A 4183-nucleotide genomic window follows, 5' to 3' on the forward strand; every position below is an offset into this window, starting at 1 on the left:
AAGATAACATCTCCTCTTAACCTTCCAGCACCGGGCAGGTGTCAGGCCCTATACTTCATCTTACGATTTTGCAGAGCCCTGTGTTTTTGATAAACAGTCGCCTGGACCTCTTCACTGCGGCCCCGATTGCTCGGGGCGACCCTTCTCCCGAAGTTACGGGTCTATTTTGCCTAATTCCTTAGCCATGAATCTCTCGAGCACCTTAGGATTCTCTCCTCAACTACCTGTGTCGGTTTACGGTACTGGTACTAATTACCTGAAGTTTAGAGGTTTTTCTTGGAAGCCCTTAGGCGCACTATCTCTTTGTCCGAAGACTCCGAGTACTATCGTATTTCCCCAAAAGATGTGGATTTGCCTGCATCTCTTATAGGTAGGTACTTCAACGAACTATTCCGTCAGTTCGCGGCGCTTTCATCACTCCGTCACCCCATCACAGTAATTAGTAGTACGGGAATATTAACCCGTTAGCCATCGACTGTCCCTTTCGGGTTCGCCTTAGGACCAGACTAACCCACAGCTGATTAGCATAGCTGTGGAAACCTTAGTTTTTCGGTGTGCGGGTTTCTCGCCCGCATTATCGTTACTTATGCCTACATTTTCTTTTCCAGCCAGTCCAGCATACCTTACGATACACCTTCAACCCTGCTGGAATGCTCCCCTACCACTTACAGTAAACTGTAAATCCATAGCTTCGGTAATATGTTTATGCCCGATTATTATCCATGCTCGTCCGCTCGACTAGTGAGCTGTTACGCACTCTTTAAATGAATGGCTGCTTCCAAGCCAACATCCTAGCTGTCTGGGCAGACAAACCTCGTTCTTTCAACTTAACATATATTTGGGGACCTTAGCTGATGGTCTGGGTTCTTTCCCTCTCGGACTTGGACCTTAGCACCCAAGCCCTCACTGCTGTGAAACATTATATAGCATTCGGAGTTTGTCAGGAATTGGTAGGCGGTGAAGCCCCCGCATCCAATCAGTAGCTCTACCTCTATATAACTATCATCAGCGCTGCACCTAAATGCATTTCGGGGAGTACGAGCTATTTCCGAGTTTGATTGGCCTTTCACCCCTACCCACAGGTCATCCGAAGACTTTTCAACGTCAACCGGTTCGGACCTCCACACTGTGTTACCAGCGCTTCATCCTGCCCATGGGTAGATCACACGGTTTCGCGTCTAACACTACTGACTAAAGCGCCCTATTCAGACTCGCTTTCGCTACGGATCCGTGGCTTAACCACTTAACCTTGCCAGCAACGTTAACTCGTAGGCTCATTATGCAAAAGGCACGCCGTCACCCCACGAAAGGGCTCCGACCGCTTGTAAGCGTATGGTTTCAGGATCTATTTCACTCCGTTATTCACGGTTCTTTTCACCTTTCCCTCACGGTACTGGTTCACTATCGGTCTCTCAGGAGTATTTAGCCTTAGCGGATGGTCCCGCCAAATTCAGACAGGGTTTCACGTGCCCCGCCCTACTCAGGATACCACTATCTATTATACTTGTTACCCATACGGGGCTATCACCCTCTATGGCGTCACTTTCCAGTAACTTCCGGTTCCTTGTACATAAAATGTCGTGGTCCTACAACCCCAACATTGCCGTAACAACATTGGTTTGGGCTAATCCGCGTTCGCTCGCCACTACTTACGGAATCACTTTTGTTTTCTTCTCCTCCGCCTACTTAGATGTTTCAGTTCAGCGGGTTTGCCCACCTATCGGTGTACTATGTCTTCAACATAGTGGGTTGCCCCATTCAGGTATCTACGGATCAATTGGTGTGTGCCCATCCCCGTAGCTTTTCGCAGCTTATCACGCCTTTCATCGCCTCTGAGAGCCTAGGCATCCCCCATACGCCCTTATTTTGCTTATTGTACCAATCTTGTTAATTAAAACAAGACCGTTTTTTTTTGTTTATTATTATTCGTATCGCTACTATAACAAAAAACGCTTTCTACTTTTTATTATTTTCTTATCTCAATATGTCAATGAACTTTAACAATTAATAATTATCAATTGATAATTGTCAATTATTTAGTGGAGAATAACGGAGTCGAACCGTTGACCTCCTGCGTGCAAGGCAGGCGCTCTAGCCAGCTGAGCTAATCCCCCATTTTCAATTTTAGATTCTTGAATTCAGATTTTAGATTTCTAATTCTTCTCTAACCTCTTTTGGCGAATCCCAGCGTCCAGAATTTCCTTTTAATTAAGCTTATCAGTCTTTTTAATTATCAATTGTCAATTAATAATTGTCAATTTGATTTTAAAAAGTAGTCCCGGGCAGACTCGAACTGCCGACCCCTACATTATCAGTGTAGTACTCTAACCAGCTGAGCTACGAGACTCTGTTTTTACTTAATTCTTTTATCATTTTTTTTAAATTAACAGCAAGAGTAATTGAATCTTTCAATTCAGAACTTTCAAAATAATCATCTTTTTTCCTCAGCGTGTGCAAGCACTAACACTAAGGCTCTAGAAAGGAGGTGTTCCAGCCGCACCTTCCGGTACGGCTACCTTGTTACGACTTAGCCCTAGTTACCAGTTTTACCCTAGGCAGCTCCTTGCGGTCACCGACTTCAGGCACCCCCAGCTTCCATGGCTTGACGGGCGGTGTGTACAAGGCCCGGGAACGTATTCACCGGATCATGGCTGATATCCGATTACTAGCGATTCCAGCTTCACGGAGTCGAGTTGCAGACTCCGATCCGAACTGTGACCGGTTTTATAGATTCGCTCCTGGTCGCCCAGTGGCTGCTCTCTGTACCGGCCATTGTAGCACGTGTGTAGCCCAAGGCGTAAGGGCCGTGATGATTTGACGTCATCCCCACCTTCCTCACAGTTTGCACTGGCAGTCTTGTTAGAGTTCCCGACATGACTCGCTGGCAACTAACAACAGGGGTTGCGCTCGTTATAGGACTTAACCTGACACCTCACGGCACGAGCTGACGACAACCATGCAGCACCTTGTAAATTGTCTTGCGAAAGATCTGTTTCCAAACCGGTCAATCTACATTTAAGCCTTGGTAAGGTTCCTCGCGTATCATCGAATTAAACCACATGCTCCACCGCTTGTGCGGGCCCCCGTCAATTCCTTTGAGTTTCATTCTTGCGAACGTACTCCCCAGGTGGGATACTTATCACTTTCGCTTAGCCACTGAAGTTGCCCCCAACAGCTAGTATCCATCGTTTACGGCGTGGACTACCAGGGTATCTAATCCTGTTCGCTACCCACGCTTTCGTCCATCAGCGTCAATCAATTAGTAGTAACCTGCCTTCGCAATTGGTATTCCATGTAATCTCTAAGCATTTCACCGCTACACTACATATTCTAGTTACTTCCTAATAATTCAAGTTCAGCAGTATCAATGGCCGTTCCACCGTTGAGCGATGGGCTTTCACCACTGACTTACTAAACCGCCTACGGACCCTTTAAACCCAATGATTCCGGATAACGCTTGGATCCTCCGTATTACCGCGGCTGCTGGCACGGAGTTAGCCGATCCTTATTCTTACGATACCGTCAAATTCCTTCACGAAGGAGTGTTTCTTCTCGTATAAAAGCAGTTTACAATCCATAGGACCGTCATCCTGCACGCGGCATGGCTGGATCAGGCTTGCGCCCATTGTCCAATATTCCTCACTGCTGCCTCCCGTAGGAGTCTGGTCCGTGTCTCAGTACCAGTGTGGGGGATCTCCCTCTCAGGACCCCTACCCATCGTAGCCTTGGTAAGCCGTTACCTTACCAACTAGCTAATGGGACGCATGCTCATCTTTTACCGTTGTGACTTTAATAGTGATCTCATGCGAGATTGCTATACTATGGGGTATTAATCCAAATTTCTCTGGGCTATCCCCCTGTAAAAGGTAGATTGCATACGCGTTACGCACCCGTGCGCCGGTCTCTGCTTCCGAAGAAGCATACCCCTCGACTTGCATGTGTTAAGCCTGCCGCTAGCGTTCATCCTGAGCCAGGATCAAACTCTTCATCGTATATTGTTTGAATTAAATTACTTTAACTCTAAGTATTATGCGATGAGTATCTATCGGTTCTTTTTCGAATCTCACAATTCTATTACTCTTATTCTTTTGTTCTAACATCTCTGTTAAAACGGCTGTCAATTCAATATGTCTACGAACGTGTATTTCTTATTTTATTTACTTTGATTTGTTTCTCAAAGCGG

At 46.3% G+C, this 4183-nt stretch carries 2 tRNA genes and 2 rRNA genes; all 4 read right to left on the bottom strand.

Going from position 1 to position 4183, the window contains the following annotated elements:
- Nucleotides 1-1876, bottom strand: a 23S ribosomal RNA gene (locus tag FLV_RS19820); the annotation flags it as partial.
- Nucleotides 1877-2040: 164 nt separating this feature from the next.
- Nucleotides 2041-2114: transfer RNA gene (locus tag FLV_RS19825), tRNA-Ala, on the bottom strand.
- Nucleotides 2115-2273: 159 nt separating this feature from the next.
- A tRNA-Ile gene (locus tag FLV_RS19830) sits at nucleotides 2274-2347 on the bottom strand.
- Between the two features lie 131 nt (nucleotides 2348-2478).
- Nucleotides 2479-3992 (bottom strand): 16S ribosomal RNA (locus tag FLV_RS19835).
- Between the last annotated feature and the right edge of the window lie 191 nt (nucleotides 3993-4183).

It is taken from the genome of Flavobacterium pectinovorum, from assembly GCF_022802975.1.
Lineage (GTDB): Bacteria > Bacteroidota > Bacteroidia > Flavobacteriales > Flavobacteriaceae > Flavobacterium > Flavobacterium pectinovorum_B.